At 73.2% G+C, this 21,130-nt stretch carries 18 protein-coding genes; 4 read left to right on the top strand and 14 right to left on the bottom strand.

Features of this window, described 5'->3' with window-relative positions; translation table 11 throughout:
- Positions 1-21: 21 nt before the first annotated feature.
- Complete coding sequence (locus QOM21_RS19080) at positions 22-534, bottom strand: GbsR/MarR family transcriptional regulator (RefSeq protein ID WP_407551682.1); 513 nt, start codon at positions 532-534, stop codon at positions 22-24.
- A gap of 94 nt (positions 535-628) precedes the next feature.
- On the opposite strand from QOM21_RS19080, the gene QOM21_RS19075 reads away from it, so the two are divergent.
- Positions 629-1,585: an ATP-binding cassette domain-containing protein gene (locus QOM21_RS19075; RefSeq protein ID WP_407551680.1), complete on the top strand. Its 957-nt coding sequence runs from the start codon at positions 629-631 to the stop codon at positions 1,583-1,585.
- On the top strand, positions 1,585-3,231 hold the full coding sequence (locus QOM21_RS19070; protein WP_407551678.1) for an ABC transporter permease: 1,647 nt from the start codon (positions 1,585-1,587) through the stop codon (positions 3,229-3,231). Before QOM21_RS19075 ends, QOM21_RS19070 begins: the two co-directional genes overlap by 1 nt.
- A gap of 175 nt (positions 3,232-3,406) precedes the next feature.
- On the opposite strand, the gene QOM21_RS19065 is transcribed toward QOM21_RS19070, so the two are convergent.
- The 13 genes from QOM21_RS19065 to QOM21_RS19005 all read right to left on the bottom strand — a co-directional run bounded on the left by QOM21_RS19065 (position 3,407) and on the right by QOM21_RS19005 (position 17,636).
- A complete protein-coding gene (locus QOM21_RS19065) occupies positions 3,407-4,063 on the bottom strand; it encodes a response regulator (RefSeq protein WP_407551676.1) in 657 nt (218 codons plus the stop codon).
- Positions 4,060-5,412 carry a sensor histidine kinase gene (locus tag QOM21_RS19060; RefSeq protein WP_407551674.1) on the bottom strand — a complete coding sequence of 451 codons (1,353 nt, stop codon included), beginning with the start codon at positions 5,410-5,412 and terminating at the stop codon, positions 4,060-4,062. The genes QOM21_RS19065 and QOM21_RS19060 overlap by 4 nt, the downstream gene beginning before the upstream one ends.
- Before the next feature lie 66 nt (positions 5,413-5,478).
- Complete coding sequence (locus QOM21_RS19055; RefSeq protein ID WP_407551673.1) at positions 5,479-6,360, bottom strand: alpha/beta hydrolase family protein; 882 nt, start codon at positions 6,358-6,360, stop codon at positions 5,479-5,481.
- On the bottom strand, positions 6,357-7,628 hold the full coding sequence (gene kynU, locus QOM21_RS19050; protein WP_407551671.1) for a kynureninase: 1,272 nt from the start codon (positions 7,626-7,628) through the stop codon (positions 6,357-6,359). Before kynU ends, QOM21_RS19055 begins: the two co-directional genes overlap by 4 nt.
- Positions 7,621-8,529: a tryptophan 2,3-dioxygenase family protein gene (locus QOM21_RS19045; protein WP_407551669.1), complete on the bottom strand. Its 909-nt coding sequence runs from the start codon at positions 8,527-8,529 to the stop codon at positions 7,621-7,623. Before QOM21_RS19045 ends, kynU begins: the two co-directional genes overlap by 8 nt.
- Positions 8,530-8,900: 371 nt before the next feature.
- On the bottom strand, positions 8,901-9,314 hold the full coding sequence (locus QOM21_RS19040; RefSeq protein WP_407551667.1) for a DUF3151 domain-containing protein: 414 nt from the start codon (positions 9,312-9,314) through the stop codon (positions 8,901-8,903).
- A gap of 136 nt (positions 9,315-9,450) precedes the next feature.
- Positions 9,451-10,977 carry an MFS transporter gene (locus QOM21_RS19035; RefSeq protein WP_407551665.1) on the bottom strand — a complete coding sequence of 509 codons (1,527 nt, stop codon included), beginning with the start codon at positions 10,975-10,977 and terminating at the stop codon, positions 9,451-9,453.
- Positions 10,978-11,130: 153 nt separating this feature from the next.
- Positions 11,131-12,153 carry a class II fructose-bisphosphate aldolase gene (gene fbaA / locus QOM21_RS19030; RefSeq protein WP_407551664.1) on the bottom strand — a complete coding sequence of 341 codons (1,023 nt, stop codon included), beginning with the start codon at positions 12,151-12,153 and terminating at the stop codon, positions 11,131-11,133.
- A 278-nt stretch (positions 12,154-12,431) separates the two neighbouring features.
- Positions 12,432-12,974 (bottom strand): orotate phosphoribosyltransferase, encoded by a 543-nt coding sequence (pyrE, locus tag QOM21_RS19025; protein WP_407555721.1) that lies wholly within the window; start codon positions 12,972-12,974, stop codon positions 12,432-12,434.
- A 168-nt stretch (positions 12,975-13,142) separates the two neighbouring features.
- The gene (locus QOM21_RS19020) at positions 13,143-14,042 is read right to left on the bottom strand and encodes an aldose 1-epimerase (RefSeq protein ID WP_407551662.1); all 900 of its coding nucleotides are present in this window, start codon (positions 14,040-14,042) and stop codon (positions 13,143-13,145) included.
- A gap of 116 nt (positions 14,043-14,158) precedes the next feature.
- On the bottom strand, positions 14,159-15,142 hold the full coding sequence (locus QOM21_RS19015) for an SRPBCC domain-containing protein (RefSeq protein ID WP_407551660.1): 984 nt from the start codon (positions 15,140-15,142) through the stop codon (positions 14,159-14,161).
- Between the two features lie 120 nt (positions 15,143-15,262).
- Positions 15,263-16,999, bottom strand: a complete 1,737-nt coding sequence (locus QOM21_RS19010; protein WP_407551659.1) for a polyamine aminopropyltransferase — start codon at positions 16,997-16,999, stop codon at positions 15,263-15,265.
- A 115-nt stretch (positions 17,000-17,114) separates the two neighbouring features.
- Positions 17,115-17,636 (bottom strand): DUF2617 family protein, encoded by a 522-nt coding sequence (locus QOM21_RS19005; RefSeq protein ID WP_407551657.1) that lies wholly within the window; start codon positions 17,634-17,636, stop codon positions 17,115-17,117.
- A gap of 836 nt (positions 17,637-18,472) precedes the next feature.
- Here QOM21_RS19005 and QOM21_RS19000 point away from each other — a divergent pair.
- Positions 18,473-19,651 carry a pyridoxal phosphate-dependent aminotransferase gene (locus QOM21_RS19000; RefSeq protein ID WP_407551655.1) on the top strand — a complete coding sequence of 393 codons (1,179 nt, stop codon included), beginning with the start codon at positions 18,473-18,475 and terminating at the stop codon, positions 19,649-19,651.
- Positions 19,652-19,893: 242 nt separating this feature from the next.
- Positions 19,894-21,105 carry a hypothetical protein gene (locus tag QOM21_RS18995; RefSeq protein WP_407551654.1) on the top strand — a complete coding sequence of 404 codons (1,212 nt, stop codon included), beginning with the start codon at positions 19,894-19,896 and terminating at the stop codon, positions 21,103-21,105.
- The last annotated feature ends 25 nt before the right edge of the window (positions 21,106-21,130 follow it).

The raw sequence follows: 21,130 nt of genomic DNA, 5'->3' as shown, positions 1-21,130 counted from the left end.
CGCGAGGCCCTCGGACACGGCCTAGCCGCCCGACTCGGCGCGCACCTTGTCCCGGTGGTCGCGCCAGCGCTCCATCATCCCGCCGAGTTCCTGCTGGATGAACTCGAAGAAGGCCAGCGTCTCGTGGATCCGCCGGCCGGCGGGGGAATCCTCACCGAGGCTGCCGACGCCCTCGCGGAGGGTGGTCTCCCAGCGGCTGAGGACGCTGTCCCGGCGGGCCAGCGCCTCGTACCACTGGTCGCTGTGCACCCGGTAGCGGTCGCGGCGGGAGCCCGGTTCCCGCTCCCGGCTGACCAGGTCGACCTGGGAGAGGTAGCGGATCGCACCGGAGACGGCGGCGGGACTGACCTGGAGGCGCTCGCCGAGTTCGGCGGAGGTCAGCACACCGGAGTCGGAGGCCAGCAGGCAGGCGAAGACACGGGCGGACATCCGCTGCATCCCGGCCTCGACCAGCTGGGCGGCGAAGCGCTCGACGAACTGCGAGACCGCCTCGTCGTCCCGGTCGTCGGCGCCCGGCTGTCGCTGCTCACTCATGTCCGCATCATCTCCCCTGATCAGAGCCGCCCCTCCCGACTTTATACGCTTTCTTAACTTCACAAATTTGTGAAATGAGCGTAGCTTCAAAAACATGACGAAGGCAACGTTCCCCTCGTGCCACTCTCCCGCGATCCGGGTGGCCGGCCTGCACAAGTCGTTCGGCCGCACCCACGCGCTGGACGGCCTCGACCTCGACGTCCAAGCCGGCGAGGTGCACGGCTTCCTCGGGCCCAACGGCGCGGGGAAGTCCACGACGATCCGGGTCCTGCTCGGACTGCTGCGCGCCGACGGCGGCAGCGCACAACTCCTGGGCAAGGACCCCTGGCGCGACGCGGTCGAGCTGCACCGCCGCGTCGCCTATGTGCCCGGCGACGTCACCCTGTGGCGCAACCTCTCCGGCGGCGAGGTCATCGACCTCTACGGCCGGCTGCGCGGCGGGCGCCTGAACACCGCCCGCCGGGCCGAGCTCCTGGAGCGCTTCGAACTCGACCCCACCAAGAAGGGACGCACCTACTCCAAGGGAAACCGTCAAAAGGTCGCCCTCGTCGCCGCCTTCGCCTCCGACGTCGACCTGCTCATCCTCGACGAGCCGACCTCCGGCCTCGACCCGCTCATGGAGGAGGTCTTCCAGAGCTGCGTCGCCGAGGAACGCGACCGCGGCCGTACGGTGCTGCTCTCCAGCCACGTGCTGTCCGAGGTCGAGGCGCTGTGCGACCGCGTCAGCATCATCCGCAAGGGCCGCACCGTGGAGTCCGGTTCGCTCGGCGAGCTGCGCCACCTCACCCGCACCTCCGTCGTCGCCGAACTCACGGGCGCGCCCAACGGCCTCGCCCACCTCCCCGGCGTCCACGGCCTCGCGCACCAGCCGCTCGCCGGCGGCCGCAGCCACCGCGTCAGGTTCCAGGCCGACACCGACAAGCTCGACGCCGTGCTGCAGTCGCTCAGCGCGTCCGGCGTCCGCAGCCTGACCAGCACCCCGCCCACCCTGGAGGAACTCTTCCTGCGCCACTACCAGGACGAGGTCCGCACCGAAGAGGCGAGCGCCTGATGACCACCGCCACCGCCACCGTCTCCGCGGCCGCCGCCCCCGGCCCCTCCCGCCATCTGGCGGGCACCGGAGCCCTGTTGCGCCTCGCGCTGCGCCGCGACCGGCTGATGATCCCGGCCTGGGTGCTGGTGCTCGGCCTCACCGTCGCCGGCACCGGGTCGTCCATCGAGAAGCTCTACGACGGCGCCGCCGAGCGCGCCGGCCTGGCGGCCTCGATGACCGCCAACGCGTCGATGCGCGCGATGTACGGGCCGGTCCTCAGCGACTCCGTCGGCGGGCTGGTCGCCTGGCGGATGACCGGCCTCGGCGCCGTCCTCGCGGCGGTGATGAGCCTGCTGATCGTCGTACGGCACACCCGCGAGGAGGAGGAGACGGGGCGTCAGGAGCTGCTCTCGGCCGCGATGGTGGGCCGCCGCGCGCCGCTGACCGCGGCCCTGCTCACCGCCCTGATCGCCAACACCGGCCTGGCCGTGCTGATCACCGGCGGGCTGGCCGGGACCGGGCGCCCGGTGGCCGGCTCCCTGGCCCTCGGCCTCACCGTCGGCGGCACCGGCATGCTCTTCGCCGGACTCGCCGCCATCGCCGCCCAGTTCACCGAGAGCGCCCGGCTGGCCAAGGGCCTGACGGGCGCCGTCCTGGGCCTCTTCTTCGCCCTGCGCGCCGCGGGGGACGTCGCCACCACCGATGCCTCCTCGCCCCTCACCTGGATCTCGCCGCTCGGCTGGGCCGAGCACGTCCGCCCGTACGCGGGCGAGCGCTGGGGGACGGCGCTGCTCTTCCTGGCGGGCACGGCGCTCACCGTCTGCGCCGCGTACGCCCTGACGGCCCGCCGCGACCTCGGGATGAGCTTCCTGCCGGCCCGTCCCGGCAGGGCCCACGCACCCGCGTCCCTCGCCGGCCCCTTCGGCCTGGCCTGGCGGCTGCAACGCACCACCCTGCTGGGCTGGACGCTCGGCTTCGTGTGTGCGGGCGCCGTGTTCGGCGGGATCGCGAACGGCGCCGCCGACATGGTGGGCGACAACCCGCGGACCCGCGAGATCTTCGAACGGATGGGCGGCCAGGCGGGCCTGACCGACGCCTTCCTGGCCACGATGACCGGCCTGCTCGGCATGATCGCGGCGATCTTCGCGACCGGCGCGGTGCTCCGGCTGCGCGGTGAGGAGACCGACGACCGCGCCGAGCCGGTGCTGGCCGCCGCCGTCGGCCGCCTGCGCTGGGCGTGCAGCCACCTGGTCGTCGCGTTCCTCGGCCCGGTCGTGGTGCTGGCCTTCGGCGGCCTGGCACTGGGCGTCAGCTACGGCGTCACGGCCGGCGGCCTCGGCGGCCGGGTCGCTCCGGTGCTCGGCGCGGCCCTCGCCCAGGTCCCGGCGGTCTGGACGCTCGCCGGCCTGGCGGTGCTGCTGTTCGGTCTGCTGCCGAAGGCGACCACCGCCGTCTGGGCCTTGGTGGGCGGCTGCCTCGCGATCGGCTGGATCGGACCGACCCTGGAGTTCCCGCAGCTGGTGATGGACCTCTCGCCGTTCGGCCATCTGCCCAAGCTGCCCGGCGCCGAGGCCACCGCTGCCCCGTTCCTCTGGCTGACGGCCCTGGCCGTGCTCTTCGCCGCCGCGGGGCTCACCGGCTTCCGCCGTCGCGACCTGGGCTGACACCCGGCGGCCGGGACCGTGCCGGCCGCCCCTCCTCGTGCGCCGCCGGAGCTGTGGCGGACTCCGGCGGCGCACTTTCCGCTGTGCGCCGCCGGAGTGGGCGGGGTCGGCGCCGGCGCCGGTGACCGGCAGGCGTCGCACCCGCATCACTGTCCACAGGCTGTGGACAAACAATTCAGCCGCCCGGCGTGACCAGCCGGGCCTCGTACGCGAACACCGCCGCCTGCGTGCGGTCCCGCAGCCCGAGCTTCACCAGGATCCGGCTGACGTGCGTCTTCACCGTCGACTCCGCGACGACCAGATGCTCGGCGATCTCGCCGTTCGACAGCCCCTGCGCCACCAGCACCAGGACCTCCGTCTCCCGCTCCGTCAGATCCCCGATGCGTTCCTGGGCGGGCGCGCGGGGCGTGCCCAGCCGGGAGAACTCCGAAATCAGCCGCTTGGTGACGGTCGGCGCGAGCAGCGCCTCGCCGGAGGCGACGATCCGTACGCCCTCGGCGAGCTGGCCGGCCGAGGCGTCCTTGAGGAGGAAGCCGCTGGCTCCGGAGCGCAGCGCCTGGTAGACGTACTCGTCCAGGTCGAAGGTGGTCAGCACCAGCACCTTGGCGTCCGCGTCGGCGGCGACGATCTCCCGGGTCGCCTCCAGGCCGTTCATCACCGGCATCCGGATGTCCATCAGGACCACATCGGGCTTGCGCAGCGCCACCTCGCGCACCGCCTGGCGGCCGTCTACGGCCTCGCCGACGACCTCGATGTCCGGCATGGCGTTCAGCAGGACCGAGAAGCCCTCGCGGACCATGACCTGGTCGTCGACGATCAGTACCCGGATCATGCCGTGCCCTCCCCTGCCGCCGTGCTCGTCACCGGGAGGAACGCGGCGACCTCGAAGCCGCCCTCCGCGGTGTGGTCGGCCGTCATCTCGCCACCCAGCATCTGCACCCGCTCGCGCATCCCCAGCATGCCGTGCCCCGCCCCCGGGGACGGCTTGGCGAGCCGGCTCGGCACGCCGTTGACGATGCGCAGGCCGATGCCGCCCAGGACGTAGGAGATCTCGACCCGCGCCTCGGCTCCGGGCGAGTGCCGCAACGCGTTGCTCAGCGCCTCCTGGACGATGCGGTACGCCGACAGCTCGACGCCCTGCGGCAGCGGCCGTGCGGCGCCGGTGATCACCGCCTCGACGGTCAGCCCCGCGCCCCGGACGCTGGTGAGCAGCGCGTCGAGGGTGGCGAGGGTCGGCTGCGGGGCTTCGGGGTCGCTCTCCACGAAGGCGTCCGGGTCCTCGGAGCGGACCACGCCCAGGATGCGGCGCAGCTCGGTGAGCGCGGCGACGGCGTTCTCACGGATCGTCGCGAAGGACGTGGCGAGCTCGGGCGGGGTGTTCTCGACGCGGTACGGGGCGGCCTCCGCCTGGATGGCGATGACGGACATGTGGTGCGCGACGACGTCGTGCAGCTCGCGGGCGATGGTGGCGCGCTCCTCCAGCAGCGTGCGCCGGGAGCGCTCCTCCTGCGTGACGGTCTGCGTCTCGACGACCTGCCGGCGCTCCTCGCGCCAGGCCCGCACCGCGGCGGCCGAGACCAGCACCACCGCGGAGAACACCGCGACCGGCGGCCAGTTCGACGACTCGAACCCGTCGAACAGCGACACCACGGCCCCCAGGCCGAAGGTGACCACCCACATCTCCACCGCGAGCCGCGGCCGGGTGCGCAGCACGACCAGCGTCATCACCGCGAGGTGCGTGGGGAACACCGCCCCCCACGGGTCCAAGCCGTAGGTGTCGAAGTACGAGGCGCCGATCAGCGTGACGACGAACGCGCCCAGCGACAGCCAGTACGCGCCGACCGGCCGGAAGAGGGTGAGCATCGGCGTGGCGGCGATCAGCGCGCACAGGCCGACGGTGATCACGCCGCGCAGCGGGCCGCCGTACACCATGCCGAACGTCCCCAGGAAGACGCAGGCCGAGAAGAACCCGATGGCGGAGTGCGGCAGCCAGCGTGCCCAGCCCCGCATCTTCCGCGGCAGCCAGGGAACCCAGCGGGCCACCTTGGCGTCCTCCAGCGGCGGCATCGGGCGGAAGGCGAAGGCCCCGACGAACAGGTCCTGGCGCAGTCGGTGCAGGGCGCCACGGGCTATCCGGGCCTCTGAGCGCAGGGTGCCCTGCGTCTGGGTCGTCTCGTTCACGGGACAACGGTAGGCAGTGCCGGCCGTGCGTGCGTCCTCACCAATGGGGATCTCTCGGCGTCCCCCTCAGGTACTACGCGGCGGGAGAACGCCGCCGCGCAGGTCGGAGGGTGCGCCGGACCCGCCGAGAAGCGCGTCGAGCAGCATGCCGTACGCCGTCGTGCCGGGCGTCACGGGGGCGTAGTGGCCGACGCCGGGCAGCTCGCGCAGCGTCGTGGTGGCCGCACCGCCGTCCGCCGCCGCTGCCGTGGCCGCGGCGAGATAACGGCGCGAGATGTCCAGCGGGACGTCGGGGTCGTCGGTGCCGTGCAGGATCGTGACGGGCAGGCCCGCCGGCGGGCGGCGTGCGGGGTCGGCCGCGGCGATCCGCTCCGCGAGCGCGGGAGCCTCGCCGTCCTGCCCCGGCGGCGGCGCGACCAGCTCGGCGACCGCGCCATCGCTCAGGCCGAGCTCGTGCGCGCGGGCGAGGTCGGCGACCGGGGAGACCGCGATGACCCGGCCCACGGGGATGCCGGGGCGGGCGGCGGCGAGCAGCGCGAGATGGCCGCCCGCGGAGTGCCCGACCAGGACGAGGCCGCCGGCGTCCGCGGTGCCCGGCCCGGCCGTCTCGGCCACGACCGTCCCGATGGCCGCCGCCACGTCCTCGAAGGTGCGCGGCGCCCCACCGCCCGCCCCGACCCTGCGGTACTCGGCGAGGGCGACCCGCAGCCCTTGCCGGGCCAGTTCGGCGGCGAGCGGCGAGAGATGCCGCCGGTCGTAGGCGGCCCGCCAGAACCCGCCGTGCAGCAGCACGACCGGCCCGCAGCGCGCCGCCCGGGCGGTGACCGCGGCGGGCGGCGGTGCGTAGAAGTCGACGATCTGGTCCGGATGCGGGCCGTACGCGACCGTCCGGTCCGGCGCCACCGGGGCGAGCCCCAGCAGCGCCGTCTCCTCGTCCGGTGCGCTCACCCGCGGCCCCCGGTCGCCCCCGCCTCCACCTCGGGCTGCGCCCGCAGCACCTCGCCGAGCACCCAGGCGGCCTGTTCGGCGTCCGCGAAGGAGGTGTAGAGCGGGGTGAAACCGAAGCGCAGGACGTCGGGGTGGCGGAAGTCGCCGACCACTCCCCGCCGGATCAGCCCCGCCATCACCTCGCCCGCGTCCGCGCACGCCAGCGACACCTGGCTGCCCCGCCGCTGGTGCTCGGCGGGGGTGACCGAGCGGACCCGGCCCTGCGGTGCGTACGCCGCCACGCAGTCGAGGAAGAAGTCCGTCAGCGCCAGGCTCTTGGCGCGGACGTCCTCGATGGTGACGCCGTCCCAGGCCACCAGCGCCGCCTCCAGCGCGAGCAGCGACAGGATGTCAGGGGTGCCGACCCGGCCGCGGACGATGCCGTCGGCCGGGGCGTAGTCGGGGTCCATCCCGAACGGCTCGGCGTGCGAATTCCAGCCGGGCAGCGGCGAGTCGAACCGCTCCTGGAGGCTTTCGCGTACGTAGAGATACGCGGGCGAACCCGGCCCGCCGTTGAGGTACTTGTACGTGCAGCCGACGGCGAGGTCGACGCCGTGCGCGTCCAGGCCGACCGGCAGCGCACCGGCGGAATGGCACAGGTCCCAGACCGCCAGCGCACCCGCGGAGTGCAGGGCGGCGGTGATGCCGGGCAGGTCGTTGAGCCGGCCGGTGCGGTAGTCGACGTGGTTGACCAGCGCCAGCGCGGTCCGCTCGGTGACCTCGTCGCCGATCCTGGCGGGCTCGACGGGGCGCACCGCGAGACCGGTCATCCGGGCCGCGGACCGGGCGATGTAGCCGTCGGTCGGGAAGGTCGTGGCGTCGACGAGGATCTCCGTGCAGCCCTTGCCTGCCATGCGTATCCCGGCGACCACGGCCTTGAAGAGGTTGACGCTGGTGGAGTCGCCGACCACGACGCGGCCGGGCGCCGCCCCGATCAGCGGCGCGATCTTGTCGCCGATCCGCTCGGGCGCCGTCCACCAGCCGGATTCGGACCACGAGCGGATGCGCAGCTCGCCCCACTCGCGGGCGATGACATCGGCCACCCGGTCGGGCACCGCACGGGGCAGCGCGCCGAGCGAGTTGCCGTCGAGGTAGACGGTGTCGTCGAGGACGAAGCGGTCACGGAGCGCGCCGAGCGGATCGGCGACATCCAACTGCTCGGCGCGCCCGGCGTGTTCACGAGCCGGGGGCGCATCCGGGCCCAGGGGGTTCTCGGCGGCGTCAGACATGGCTGCGCGCCGTCCACAGCTCGGGGAAGACGTTCTTGCGGGCCCGCTTCTCCAGCCAGGCCACCCCCGCGGAACCACCGGTGCCCATCTTCGCTCCCATCGCCCGCCTGGTCGCCACCAGGTGGTCGTTGCGCCAGCGCCAGACCAGTTCGGCGACATCGGTCAGCGCCTCACCGAGCCGGACCAGCTCGGACTCCTGGCCACCGGCGTAGATCTCCGCCCAGACGGCCTCGACCGCCGGGTCCGCCTCGTGCCGCTGCGCCGGGTCCCGCCGGAGCACGGCCTCCGGGACGGCGTGGCCGCGGCGCGCGAGCAGCCGCAGCACCTCGTCCCACAGGCTCGGCTCCTGGAGGGCCTTCTCCAGCTCGGCGTGCTCGCGCGGCGCACCGCGGTGCGGCACCAGCATCGAGGCGGACTTCTCACCGAGCAGGAACTCCAGCCGGCGGTACATCGCGGACTGGAAGCCGGATCCCTCGCCGAGCGCGCTGCGGTAGGCGTTGAACTGCGCGGGGGTCAGCCGGGCGAGCGGCTTCCAGGCGGCGTTCAGCGCCTCCAGCTCGTAGGTGGAGCGCTTGAGCGCGTCCATCGCCACCGTCAGGTCGTCGCGGCGCAGGGCCTCGGCCGCGGTGTGCCACTCATGGACGATGACGGTGAACCACAGCTCCATCACCTGGGTGGTGACCAGGAAGACCATCTCGCCGGGGTCGTCGGAGAGCGGGTGCTGCAGGTGGGTGAGGACGCCCGCCTGGACGTAGTCCTCGTACGGGGTGGTGGTGCTGCTGCCGATGCTCAGATCGGGGGCGAACGGCGGGTCCTGCTCCGGCTCGAAGGGGACCTCGGCGCCACCGGCCGGGGCGCGGCCCGGTTCCTCGACGCTGTGATGGGGAGAAGGCTGCGACATGAGGGACTCCTCAGTGCGAACTACCGGGTAGCGGTCCGCCCCTTCCTTGTCGGCTCGGGAGCCCCGGTCCCCTCGGGCGCGGAACGATCCGGGCCCAGGGAAATCATCCGTGCTGGACAGCGACCGCGCAAGGGCCGACCGCGATCACGCGGCCGGCCCTCGGTCACTGCCCGGTGCGTCGGCCCGGCGGCGCCCGGCGCCCCCTCCGCGGCGGCGGAAAAGGGCCGCTCGGAGCGCGCCGGGACGGCACCTGACGGCTCGGGTGGAGTGCCCTGCGGCCGCTACCAGGAAGCCTGCCCGGCGCGCTCACAGGCGCCTCTCGGCTGTCGCACGGGCCGGCCGGACACCGCCGGGGCAGCCCCCGGCCGCTCTCAGGTGAGCGTGTCGGCGGCGGTCGGCGAGGAGTCCCGCAGGAAGGTCGAGCAGCGCTCGTACTCCTCCTGCTCGCCGATCGCCTGCGCGGCGCGGGCGAGGGCGTGCAGTGCCCGCAGGAAGCCCCGGTTGGGCTCGTGCTCGAAGGGCACCGGGCCGTGGCCCTTCCAGCCGGCCCGGCGCAGTGCGTCCAGGCCGCGGTGGTAGCCGGTGCGGGCGTAGGCGTAGGACTCGACGGTCCGGCCGCCCTCGAAGGCGTCGTCGGCGAGCTGCGCCCAGGCCAAGGAGGAGGTCGGGTACTTCGCGGCGACATCGGACGGCGCCGTGCCCGCCGCGAGCATCTCGCGGGGCTCGGGGTCGTCGGGCAGATGGGTCGGGGGCGGTCCCCCGAGAAGGTTCTCGTGAATGGCCATGCTCCCAGTCTGCCTGGTCCCGGGGACGGCAAGCGCCCGGCATCTCCCGGGCGGCGGGGGGCGCGGCCGGGCGTCTGCGGGGCCCACCGGGGAGGGTTCGGGCCGGTCAGGGCCGTTCGTACCGCCCGGACGCGGCCTAGGCCCTCGCTTCCGGTGCGGGCCGACGTGTCTCCCCCGGATCCAGCGGCGGCGCGCTCACCCCGCAGTGGTAGTTGACCTCGGGGTGGCACGGCTCCTCGACCGCCGCGCCGCGCAGGACATTGGTCCGCACCGTCAGCCACGCGATCAGCGCGCCCACCAGCAGCACACCCGCGCACAGCGGCATGGCCCGCCGGAACGTCGAGCCGAACTCCTCAGCCGAGCGGTACGACTCCGGGCCCATGCCCACCAGCAGCGGCAGCGCGGCCACCGCGATGAGCCCGGCGGCGCGCGCCGCGGCGTTGTTGATGCCGCTGGCCAGGCCGGCCCGGTCCACGTCCACGGACGCCAGGACGGTCGCGGTCAGCGGCGCGACCAGCGTCACCATCCCGGCGCCCAGCACCACCAGGGCGGGCAGCACATCCGCCAGGTAGGAGGAACCGACCCCGACCCGCAGCATCAGCAGCATCCCCGCCGCACACAGCACGGGCCCGACGGTGAGCGGGATCCGCGGCCCGATCCGCTGGCCCAGCTCCCCGGAACGGGCGGAGAGCAGCAGCATCATCACGGTGGTGGGCAGCAGCGCCGTCCCGGCCGCCAGCGCCGAGTAGCCCACCACGACCTGGAGCTGGAGCACGGCGAGGAAGAAGAATCCGCCGAATGCCGCGTAGACGCACACGGTGACCGCGTTGATGGCGGTGAACTGGCGGATGGCGAAGATCGACGGCGGCATCATCGGGTCCTGCCGCCGCCGCTCGACGTGCAGGAAGACCACGCCGAGCAGCACCCCGGCCACCGCCGGAACGATCACCCCCGGTGCGGCCCCCCGGTCCGGCGCCGCGATCAGCGCATAGGTGACCCCGGCCAGGGACAGTGCGCCCAGCACCGCACCCGGCACGTCGAAGCCCCGGTGCTCCTTCGCGTCCCGCTCGCGGGTCTCCGGTACGAACCGCAGCGCCACCGGCACGCACACCGCCGCCAGCGGCACATTGACGAAGAACACCCAGCGCCATCCCGGCCCGTCCACCAGCCAGCCGCCGAGGAAGGGCCCGACCGCCGCGGCCACACCGCCCAGCCCGGACCAGGCGCCGACCGCCCGCGCCCGGTCGTCCGGGTGGAAGACGGCCTGCATCAGCGCCAGCGAGCCCGGGGTGAGCAGCGCCCCGCCGACGCCCTGCAGCCCGCGGGCGGCGATCAGCACCGCGGCGTTCGGCGCCAGTCCGCACAGCAGCGAGGCCGCGGCGAACCACACCACGCCGATGACGAAGATCCGGCGCCGCCCGTAGCGGTCCCCCAGTGCGCCGCCCAGCAGGATCAGCGCCGCGAGGGTGAGCATGTAGGCGGAGACCGTCCACTGCAGGACCGCCAGATCGGCGTCCAGGTCCTCGCCGATCCTTGGCAGCGCCACATTGACGACGGTGCTGTCGAGCATCGCCATGCCGGAACCCAGCACAGCCGTCGTCAGCACCCAGCGGCCCTGGGGCGAGGACAGGCGGATCGCGCCGGACGCACTCGGCTCACTCATACGCAGAGCATGCCCGCACACGGCGCCGTTCGCCCCCTGTACTCCGGGCCGTTCCGGGCGCCCGGCACGCGAAAGGGCTCCGCACCCTGGAGGATGCGGAGCCCTTCCCGAACGGTCGGAGCGGCGCGGATCCGCCGCCCCTCCCGCCGCGGACTACTTGATCCGGGTGCCCGTGGAGCGCAGGTTGGCGCAAGCCTCGGTCACACGCTTGGCCATGCCGGCCTCGGCCAGCTTGCCCCAGCTGCGCGGGTCGTAGGTCTTCTTGTTGCCGACCTCGCCATCGACCTTCAGCACACCGTCGTAGTTGCGGAACATGTGGTCCGCGACCGGGCGGGTGAAGGCGTACTGGGTGTCGGTGTCCAGGTTCATCTTGACCACGCCGTTCTCCAGCGCGGTGGCGATCTCCTGCTCGGTGGAGCCGGAGCCGCCGTGGAAGACGAAGTCGAACGGAGCGGTCTTGCCGTACTTGGCGCCGACGCCCTCCTGCAGGTCCTTCAGCAGCTCGGGACGCAGCACGACATTGCCGGGCTTGTAGACGCCGTGCACGTTGCCGAAGGAGGCGGCCAGGAGGTAGCGGCCCTTCTCGCCCAGGCCCAGCGCCTCGGCGGTGCGCAGCGCGTCGTCGACCGTGGTGTAGAGCTCGTCGTTGATCTCGTGGGTGACGCCGTCCTCCTCGCCACCGGTCGGGGTGATCTCGACCTCAAGGATGATCTTGGCGGCGGCGGCCTTGGCGAGCAGCTCCTGACCGATGGACAGGTTGTCCGCGAGGGTCTCGGCCGAGCCGTCCCACATGTGGGACTGGAAGAGCGGGTTGAGGCCCTTGGCGACGCGCTCCGCGGAGACGTCGAGCAGCGGGCGCACATACCCTTCGAGCTTGTCCTTGGGGCAGTGGTCGGTGTGCAGTGCGACGGTGATGTCGTACTTGTCCGCCACGACGTGCGCGAACTCGGCGAGCGCGACCGCGCCGGTCACCATGTCCTTGTTGTACTGGCCACCCAGGAACTCCGCACCACCGGTGGAGATCTGGATGATGCCGTCGCTCTCGGCCTCGGCGAAACCACGCAGCGCTGCGTGCAGAGTCTGCGTCGAGGTCACATTGATGGCCGGATAGGCGAACTTGCCTGCCTTCGCCCGGTCCAGCATCTCGTTGTAGACCTCGGGAGTTGCGATGGGCATCTGTCCGCTCCTTGTGTATGCGGGTGTGCGTTCTTGGCCCTGACCAGGGGGCGACGACTTCGCCGGGCTCATCTTCCCAGACTCGGCCGTTTGCTCCACATCCCTAGCACGGTGCGCATGACCAAGGGGTGGACGGTTTCACGTGAAACCGTCCACCCCTTGGGAAAGCCACTGGTCAGGGCAGCGCGTGCCTGTTTCCACGCCCGACATCACGACTTCGTTGCCGCTCGCTCACGGCACCGTCCGCCCCGGTGTGCGCGAGGTCCGGCCGCCGGCAATCAGCCCAGGCCGAGGTCACCGAGCTGGTAGCCGGTGAGGTACGGCAGACCCGCCTCGGCGATGGCGGAGGAGGCGCCGCGGTCGACGATCGTCGCGACCGCAACGACTTCGGCGCCGGCCTCACGGGCCGCCTCGACGGCGGTCAGCGGCGAGCCACCGGTGGTCGAGGTGTCCTCGACGATCAGCACCCGGCGGCCCTTGATGTCCGGTCCCTCGATACGGCGCTGCATACCGTGCGCCTTCTGCGCCTTGCGTACGACGAAGGCGTCCAGCCGCCCACCGCGCGCGGCGGAGGCGTGCAGCATCGACGTCGCGACGGGGTCGGCGCCGAGCGTCAGCCCGCCGACCGCGTCGTAGTCCAGGTCCGCGGTGAGGTCCAGCATCAGCCGGCCCACCAGCGGCGCGGCCTCGCCGTCCAGGGTGATCCGGCGCAGGTCGATGTAGTAATCGGCCTCCTTGCCGGAGGAAAGCGTCACCCGGCCGTGCACCACGGCCTTGTCCTTGATCTGCTGCAGCAGCGCGCCGCGCGTGTCGCCCGGCATTACTTCGTTGACGTCCTCGCTCATGCGGATGAGCTTAGGCCAGCTCAGGACGCCATGGGCCGGGCCGGGGGCCGAGGCGGCGGGCGGGCCTTGCCGCCTGCACGGCGGCATGTCCCAGGCGGCGGGCTCTGCGGCGGCGGGCTCTGCGGAAGGAGCCGGTCCGCCTGCTCAGGCCAGTGAGCGCCAGCTCCACGTCGTGGAGATCTCCAGCGGGTCGATCGGGGTGACCAGGCGCGGCCGGGTGTTGAGACCGTTGGGCGGACCCGACTGCGGCTCGACGCACACCGCCGCCTCCTGCTCGTCGTAGATCACCACCCACTCGGAGCGGCCGGCCACCTTCAGCTCCAGCCGGCCCGGCCAGGTGAGGGTGACGTCCACGCCCTGCGGCATGCCGAAGCAGTCGTCCCAGGGCCCCGGCTGCGGAGGGAGCCGCCGTCCGGTCGGGAGGTGGTCCTCGCCCCGCTCCTCCTGCCACTCGGCGGTGAAGTCGAGCTGCACTTCCGCGTCGCCACCCTCCGACGCCGCACCCTCCGGGCCGCCGAGGTGGCGTACGAACCAGGGGTGCCAGCCGGCCTGCGCCGGGAAGGAGTCGTCGGTCGCCTCGACGCCCATGGTGAGGGTGAGCGACTGCCCGTCCTCGGCCAGCTCCACGAGCTGGGTGACCTTTCCCGGGTACGGCCACGGGGCCGCCGGATCGGCGAGGTCGTAGGTGAACGCGGCGGTCGTCGCCGTCGCACGCGCGGTACGCCAGCGAAGGTTGCGGCCGGTTCCGTGGATTGCGTGCGGGTCGGCGTTGATCGGCATCTGGTGCAGCACGCCGTGGCGTTGCCCCGGGCCGCCCACGGAGACCCCGCTGCGGAACTGCCCGTGATCGAGCCGCCCGCACCACGGGACCATCGGGAAGCAGCCGTACTTGGCGCCCTGCCGCAACAGCTCCGTACCCCCGAGACGGAGGCTGCCGATGCGGCAGCCGTTGTCCGGATGAACGGTCAGTTCGGTGTCCCCGGCGGCCAGTCGCACGCCGTTCAGCGTCTGCGACGCGCTCTGCGCGGTGTTGTCGGTGCTCACGGAACCGACCCTAACGGTGCCCCCCGCCCCGCGCCCGACGTCTCACGCCGCAGGCGCCCGCCCCGCCCGGATCCCGTCCGGTACGGGTGGCCGATGCGAGGAGCCTGCGCCCCGGCTCAGCGGCGGCGGCGCAGCACCCGGCCGACGACGACCGCGGAGGCCAGCACCACCGCGGCGGCGGGCGCCGCCCAGCGCAGCGTCGCCGACGTCGAGTTCGCCTCCGGGGCCGGCACCGGCGCGTAACGCCCGCGCGGCGGGGCGTGGTCGACCTCCTCCGCGCTGCGCCCGATCATCGTGCGGCGCGCGTGCGCGGCCTCCGCGGGAGTGCCGTCGACGTCGTCGTCGTAGCCCTCATAGCCGTCGCCATAACCGTCGCCCTCGTCCACCTCGTCTGCGCCGTCGGCGTCATGGGCGCCGCCCGTGCCGTCCGCATCGCTGAGCGGGTCGAGCGACGGCGGTGGCACCTCGGTGTCGAACACCCCGCGCCCGGCCGCCTCGGGCCCGCCGGGCGCCTCGGCCTCCCCGGAGGGCTTCTGGTCGATCGGGCCGGAGTCCTCCGGCTCACCGGGCGCCTGCTCGGCGGCTTCCGCTCCCGACCCGGCAGCGGTCTCCGCCGCCCCGTCCACCGGCCGCTTCGCCAGATCCGCCGCCAGGTTCTCCGCGAACCGGTCCAGCAGCCGGCGCCCGGCGGTCCTGGCTGCCTGGTCGGTGACCTCGGCGAGCCGGCCGTCCCTGCTGACCTTCCCGATGCAGGTCAACGTGGTGCCGGGGCCGGGCTCGGTGACCGAGGAGAGCCGTACGGTCAGCGTCAGCGTGGCGGAGCCGTCGCCCCGGGCCTCCGTGCCGCGGGCCTCGACGGTCACCGGGGCCGCCGCGTCCGTGGCGCCGGAGCGGTGGGACTCCTCGGCGGTGATCTTCAGCGTGCCGCGGTAGGTGATGGTGGCGCTGCCGACGCGCAGTCGCAGCCGGCCCTCCGGGTTCTGCGGGGCCGCATCGGCGTCGAGCTGCACCCCTGGGACACAGCGCGCCACACGCGCCGGCTCGGCGAGCGCCTGCCGCACGGCCCCGGCGGGAAACGGAACGTACACCTCATGCTCCATGACATGGGAGCCTACCCAGCGCCCCCGGGACACGTGCCCGCTCCCGCGCAACTTTCTTCCCGCCCCGCCGGCGCCACCCGCCCAGGCCCCGCGCGCCCCGCCGAACCGGCGGCCGCGGGCTCACTGGCGGTAGCGCGGGTGCATCAGCGTCGACGGCAGCAGGCCGGTGATGCGGTCGTGGACGGCCTGGCGCTCGGCGGCGCGGAGGGTGCTGGGGGTGACCGTGGCGAGCGGGGGCGCGTCGGGCGCGACGTCCGGCCTCAGCGGCTGCCGCGCGGCCAGCAGAAAGCCCCAGTGCTGGATCGGCCCGGTCGTCGGCCCGGCCGGCGCGCCCCCGGCGGTGGACGCCTCCGGCGCGAGAGGACCGATCAGGCCGACGGCTCGGTCCGGGCCGCCGGAGAAGTCCGTGAACCTGCCCGGGAAGCGGTAGGGCGCGGTCCGCAGCCCCACCGACCGCAGCGTCGCCTCCACCGTCCAGAACGACCGTCGCCGGGCGACCGGCGGCCCGGCGTGCACCACCAGACGCCCGTCCGCCGCCAGCACCCGCACCGCGAGCCCGTAGAACTCCTGCGAGTAGAGCTTGGTGCTCGCGGTGATCCCCGGATCGGGCAGATCGGAGACGATGACGTCGTACCGCGGCGCCGCCCGGCCGCCTCTCCCGCCGTGCCCGCGCAGCCAGCTGAAGGCGTCCGCCGTGACGGTCCGCACCCGGGGGTCGCTCAGGGAATGGCGGTTGAGGGCGGACAGGCCGGGGTCGGTGCGCGCCAGCCGCATCAGGCCGGGGTCGAGTTCGACGACGGTCACCGAACGCACCGAGCGGTAGCGCAGGATCTCGCGCACGGCGAGACCGTCGCCGCCGCCGAGGACCAGCACCCGGCCGTGCGGGCCGCCCGCCATCGCGGGGTGCACCAGAGCCTCGTGGTAGCGGAATTCGGTGTCCGCGCTGACCCGCAGCCGCCCGTCCAGATAGAGCGCCAGCGGGCGGCCGGAACCTTTCCTCCCGCGTCCCGCGCGGGCTCCCGCGCCGGTGCCCCCGGTCATCACCACTTCCTGGACACCGGTCTGCACCGCGACCCGCGCCGCCGATCCGTAGACCGCCTTCCGGGCCGCCCGTTCGAACGGCGTGGCGAGGACCGCGCCCGCGACGAGCAGGGCGAGCACCACCACGTTGACGGCGAGCAGCGCCCAGCGCGCACGGCGGGTCAGATCCTGGCGGAACAGCCACAGTACGAGCGCGCCGCCGGCCACCGCGTTGACGCCGCCGGTGACCAGGGCGCCGGTCAGCTGGCCCAGGCAGGGAAGCAGCAGGAAGGGGAACGCCAGGCCGCCGACCAGGGCGCCGACGTAGTCCGCGGCGAAGAGGTCGGCGACCGCGCCGCCCGCGTCCTGCCGGCGCACCCGCTGGATCAGCGTCATCAGCAGCGGCACCTCGGCGCCGATCAGCACGCCGATCGCCAGCGAGAAGCCGATGAGCGCGGAGCGCGACTGGCCCAACCAGGCGAACGCGGCGTAGAGGGCCATCGCGGAGGTGCCGCCGACCAGTGCCAGCCCCGCCTCGACCGCGCCGAAGCCGACCGCGGCCCGGCAGCGCAGCCGCTTGGCGAGCAGGGCACCGATGCCCATCGCGAAGACCATGACGGACAGCACGACGGATGCCTGGGTGACGGAGTCGCCCACCAAGTAGGTCGCCAGCGCGACCAGTTCGAGTTCGTAGACCAGGCCGCAGGCGGCGCAGACGAAGACGACGGCGAGGACGAGCACACGGCCCAGCCCGGACGGTACGGGCAGCCGGGCCGGCTTGATGTCCTCCGGCGGCTCGAGGACGCCGGTGGGAGCGGGCTCTGGCGGCTCGATCATGAAATGAACGCTACGTGACGGTTCCGTGGCCCCTTGTCACCCACAAGAGTGCACTCTCCGTTCTACACCCCGTGGGCGGCATCAATTTCGGATGCCGCCCACGAAGCTCCGCACCTCAGGCAGCCGCGACCGTCGCACGCACCCCGACGCGGGTGCGGGTGGCCACCAGGCGGCCCTCCTGCGGGTAGGCGTGCCACGTCCGCCAGCGCACCTGCCCCTGCTGACGCTGCGCCAGCATCGCGGTGAAGGCGTGCGGTGAGCCGGGGAACGTCCCGGCCAGGCCGTACGGGTGTTCCGCCACCAGGGCGAGCAGCTCCTGGGCGCGCCCCGCGAACGAGCCACGGGAGAGCGTCTCGACATGCGCGGCGAATTCGTACTCCCAGTCCCCCAGCCGCTTGGCCACGCCCAGCGGGAGCGGCGTATTGCTCCCGGGCATGCAGGCGACCGTTTCGGAACAGGTGCCGTGCTCCTCTTCGAGGAGCACTTGATGGGAGGCCCCGAGCAGTCTCAACTGCACCTGGGCGTCGTCTAGTTGAAGATCCAGCACCGCGAGGGCCGGCAGGGGTTCCCTGCCCAGCGCCCACGCGAGGTCGGATGCACGGGTGTCGGTGTAGGCCGTCTTCAGGGTCCTGAGCATGGGTCGGCTCCGCAAGCACGCAATGGATGGTGGGCCGGCCCGCCCTAGAAGGATTCAGGGATGTATGACTGCCTGCCGGCTCGTGCCCACGTGGGGTCCGAGAACTGGGGGATTCTCAAGGGAGAGGGAATCACGAATGCCCCTTCGCCCACAGCGTTTTTACCCATCTTCTCCGGGTTTCCATCCCCTAGAGGGCCTCCCAGTTCAGTTGTTCAACAACCAAGCCGCTGAGGGGCGTTGATGCAGCTCGGGCCACCGTCGCGGTGCATATGCGAACAGGCATGAGCCGCATGCATGTGTGCCGACCGGGGGACCTCCGTACGGGTGCGGGCACGGCCCGTACCGAGGCCCCCGGCTGCCTCAGGAACCTCCGCCGCCACCGCCACCGCCACAGCCGCCACCACCGCCGCCGCCCCCGCACGAGGAACCCCCGCCACAGGAAGAGCCCCCGCCACAGGAGGACCCGCCGTGGTGGCCGCCCGATCCGGAGTCACCGCCGCCGGCCCACCAGCTGCCGCCGCCCGAACCCGCGTACCCACCGCTGCGTCCGCGCCCCTTGCCGGACCCACCCCGCGATGCCATGGCCACCAGGCCGAAGAACACCGCGCAGATGACCAGGAAAATGACGATTCCCATCTGCCTCACACTCCTTCCGTTCCCCCGAAGCGAGGCTTCCGCTCCGTCCGGCGCCCCGTGCGCCGCTCCGGCACCGTCCGGTGCCGATGGCCACTGCCGTCAGCGGCCGTCCTTGTCTGTTGTGACGCTCTGATGCCCGGGCCCCGAAGGACTCAAAGCACAGTTGAGGAAGTCCAGAGGTTCGGCGCAGGATGGCGCCCATGGACCGACCGCTGCTCAACCGCCGCCTCGCCGAATTCGGCACGACGATCTTCGCCGAGATGTCCGCACTCGCCGTCCGGACCGGCGCCATCAACCTCGGCCAGGGCTTCCCCGACACCGACGGCCCCGAAGAGGTACGGGAGGCGGCGGTGCGCGCCCTGCGCGACGGCCGCGGCAACCAATATCCGCCGGGCCCCGGAGTCCCCGAGCTGCGCTACGCCGTCGCGGCGCACCAGGAGCGCTTCTACGGCCACCTCGGCGTCACCTGTGACCCGGAGACCGAGGTCCTGGTCACCGCCGGCGCCACCGAGGCCATCGCCGCCTCGCTGCTCGCGCTGCTGGAGCCGGGCGACGAGGTGATCGCGCTGGAGCCGTACTACGACTCCTACGCCGCCTGCATCGCGATGGCGGGCGCCACCCGCGTCCCGGTGACCCTGCGTGCCGACGCGGCGACCGGCTCGTACACCCTCGACCTGGACGAACTGCGTAACGCCGTCACCGACCGCACCCGCCTCATCCTCCTCAACACCCCGCACAACCCCACCGGCACCGTCCTCACCCGCGAGGAGCTCGCCGAGATCGCCCGGCTGGCCTGCGAGCGCGATCTGCTCGTCATCACCGACGAGGTCTACGAGCACCTGGTGTTCGAGGGCGAGCACCTCCCGCTCGCCTCGTTCCCCGGCATGCACGAGCGCACCGTCACCATCAGCTCCGCGGGCAAGACCTTCTCCTTCACCGGCTGGAAGGTCGGCTGGGTGACCGCCGCTCCCGAACTGGTCGCCGCCGTCCGCTCGGCCAAACAGTTCCTGACCTACGTCTCCGCCGGCCCCTTCCAGTACGCCGTCGCCGAGGCCCTGGCCCTCCCGGACAGCTACTACACCGGGCTGCGCGACACGCTGCGCGCCCAGCGCGATGTCCTCGCCGACGGCCTCGCGGACGCCGGCTTCCAGGTCTTCCGCCCCGCCGGCACGTACTTCATCACCACCGACATCCGCCCCCTGGGCGAATCCGACGGCTTCGCCTTCTGCCGCGCCCTCCCCGAGCGCGCCGGTGTCGTCGCCATCCCCAACGCCGTCTTCTACGACCACAAGGACCAGGGCACACCCTTCGTCCGCTTCGCGTTCTGCAAGAGCGTCAGCGTCCTGGAAGAGGCCGTCAGCCGCTTGAAGGCACTCTGACGCGCACCGGCACCGGAGCCTGCACCGGCACCTTCAACTGCGGGTGCGCGTGCAGGTGCAGGTTCTGCCGGACGGGCCGCCCGGCCGCCCACCCGATCGGCCGACTGCGGTAGCGCGCGGCACGGGCGCCGCACAGAGTCGGGGAGAGCGGCCGCGAGCCTGTCCGCCGGACAGGGGGTCGGTCCGGCAGCCGTCGTTCCTGCCTCCGGCGCGGAGGCCCGCCCCCGCACCGGAGGTGTTCCGTGTCCGCCGAGACCGTCGACACACCGGCCGGAGCCGCTCCCCCCGACCGGGCCGGGGCACCGGCCACCCTGCTCCCCGGCCGCCTCCGGATCCGCGCGGCCCTGCGCCGTGCCGCGCCCGCCCTCGCCCTCTTCGCCACGATCCGGCTCACCGGGCTGGTGACCACGGCGCTGTGGGCGTGGCACACCGGCCGGCACCCCCGCACGCTGCTGGGCGCCTCCTGGGACTCCCGGTGGTACCTGAGCATCGCCCGCCACGGTTACGGCGCGCCCGCCCCCACCGGGATGTGGCCCGACCTGCCCCTCGCCGACCTGGCGTTCTTCCCGCTCTACCCCTGGCTGGCACGGATCGTCGCAAGCCTGATACCCGTCGGCCTGCTGAACGCCGGTCTGCTGGTGGCCTGGGCCGCCTCCGGGCTGGCCGCCTGGGGGGTCTTCGCCGTCGGCGCGCATCTGTACGACCGGCGCGTCGGCACTCTGCTCGTGGTCCTGTGGGCGCTGCTGCCGCACGGCGTCATCGAGTCACTCGCCTACACCGAGTCCCTGCTGACCGCGCTGTGTGCCTGGTCGCTGTACGCGCTGCTGACCCGGCGCTTCCTGGCCGCGGCAGCGCTCGCGGTGCTCGCGGGGCTGGCCCGCCCCAGCGCTCTGGCCATCGTCGCGGCGGTCGGCGCGGTCGCGGTCACCCACACCTGGCACCGCCCCGGGCCCCTGCCACTGCGCCTGTGGGCCGCCGCCCTGCTCGCCCCGCTCGGCTGGCTGGGTTACGTCCTGTGGGTGGGGGCGCGCGCCGGCACCGGGCCGCTCGGCTACTTCGAGGTGCAGGAGCTGTGGGGCTCACGCTTCGACTTCGGCCACGACACGCTGCGCTCCGTCAAACACCTCGTGCTGTACGGCGACCCACCGGCCCATGTCATGGTCGTCGCGGTCCTCTCGGTGTCCCTGCTGCTCTACGCGCTGCTGGTGCTCGACCGGCCGCCGACGGCGCTGCTCGTCTACACCACCGTCCTCGTCGTGATCGCGCTGGGCGGCACCGGCTACTTCGCCTCCAAGCCGCGTTTCCTGCTGCCGGCCTTCCCGCTCCTCCTGCCCCTGGCGCTGGCGCTGTCCCGGGCGCGCACCCGCACGCTCCTGCTGACCACGGGCTCCCTGGGCAGCCTCGCGCTGGGCTACGGGATCTATCTCCTGACGGTCGCGGGTCTGCCCCTGTAGCCCGGGGAATCCCGGGCAGACGGAC

This window comes from Streptomyces sp. Pv4-95, from assembly GCF_045782725.1.
GTDB lineage: Bacteria > Actinomycetota > Actinomycetes > Streptomycetales > Streptomycetaceae > Streptomyces.
This window is presented reverse-complemented; position numbering and strand designations above follow the sequence as displayed.

Excerpts from the sequence above, each read along its gene's own strand:
- QOM21_RS19080 (WP_407551682.1), bottom strand. The coding sequence starts at position 534 with ATGAGTGAGCAGCGACAGCCGGGCGCCGACGACCGGGACGACGAGGCG.
- QOM21_RS19075 (WP_407551680.1), top strand. The coding sequence starts at position 629 with ATGACGAAGGCAACGTTCCCCTCGTGCCACTCTCCCGCGATCCGGGTG.
- QOM21_RS19070 (WP_407551678.1), top strand. The coding sequence starts at position 1,585 with ATGACCACCGCCACCGCCACCGTCTCCGCGGCCGCCGCCCCCGGCCCC.
- QOM21_RS19065 (WP_407551676.1), bottom strand. The coding sequence starts at position 4,063 with ATGATCCGGGTACTGATCGTCGACGACCAGGTCATGGTCCGCGAGGGC.
- kynU (WP_407551671.1), bottom strand. The coding sequence starts at position 7,628 with ATGTCTGACGCCGCCGAGAACCCCCTGGGCCCGGATGCGCCCCCGGCT.
- QOM21_RS19045 (WP_407551669.1), bottom strand. The coding sequence starts at position 8,529 with ATGTCGCAGCCTTCTCCCCATCACAGCGTCGAGGAACCGGGCCGCGCC.
- QOM21_RS19040 (WP_407551667.1), bottom strand. The coding sequence starts at position 9,314 with ATGGCCATTCACGAGAACCTTCTCGGGGGACCGCCCCCGACCCATCTG.
- QOM21_RS19035 (WP_407551665.1), bottom strand. The coding sequence starts at position 10,977 with ATGAGTGAGCCGAGTGCGTCCGGCGCGATCCGCCTGTCCTCGCCCCAG.
- fbaA (WP_407551664.1), bottom strand. The coding sequence starts at position 12,153 with ATGCCCATCGCAACTCCCGAGGTCTACAACGAGATGCTGGACCGGGCG.
- pyrE (WP_407555721.1), bottom strand. The coding sequence starts at position 12,974 with ATGCCGGGCGACACGCGCGGCGCGCTGCTGCAGCAGATCAAGGACAAG.
- QOM21_RS19015 (WP_407551660.1), bottom strand. The coding sequence starts at position 15,142 with ATGGAGCATGAGGTGTACGTTCCGTTTCCCGCCGGGGCCGTGCGGCAG.
- QOM21_RS19010 (WP_407551659.1), bottom strand. The coding sequence starts at position 16,999 with ATGATCGAGCCGCCAGAGCCCGCTCCCACCGGCGTCCTCGAGCCGCCG.
- QOM21_RS19005 (WP_407551657.1), bottom strand. The coding sequence starts at position 17,636 with ATGCTCAGGACCCTGAAGACGGCCTACACCGACACCCGTGCATCCGAC.
- QOM21_RS19000 (WP_407551655.1), top strand. The coding sequence starts at position 18,473 with ATGGACCGACCGCTGCTCAACCGCCGCCTCGCCGAATTCGGCACGACG.